General features: G+C 71.0%; 1 protein-coding gene. It reads right to left on the reverse strand.

Annotated features, from left to right (window positions below; genetic code table 11):
* Positions 1 to 78 precede the first annotated feature (78 nt).
* Positions 79 to 276 (reverse strand): glycerate kinase (locus tag SB660_RS20230; protein WP_410584092.1); only part of this gene is annotated, 198 nt, incomplete at its 5' end.

Here is a 276-nt window from a genome sequence, read left to right on the forward strand (position 1 = left end):
GTCCTGGCGGCGCTCGACCTCTGATCCGTGACCCGGGCCATATAGCCGGATTATTGCCGCGTCAACGGGGACAAGCGATCAGCGGGCGAGGATCTCGCCCGCGTCGCGTAGCCAGCGCAGCGGATCCTTCAGGGCCGCCTCTGTGGACCCCGCGATCTCGGTGAGCGATGCCGCGGCCGCGAAGGCCGAGGTGTCGGCCTGGATCGCGCCGGCCACGAGCGCAACCGGGACACCCGCTTCTCGTGCGAGCTGGGCGACGTGCGCGGGAGCCTTGCC

This window comes from Bacillus sp. SIMBA_005 (assembly GCF_046535585.1).
GTDB lineage: Bacteria > Bacillota > Bacilli > Bacillales > Bacillaceae > Bacillus > Bacillus pumilus.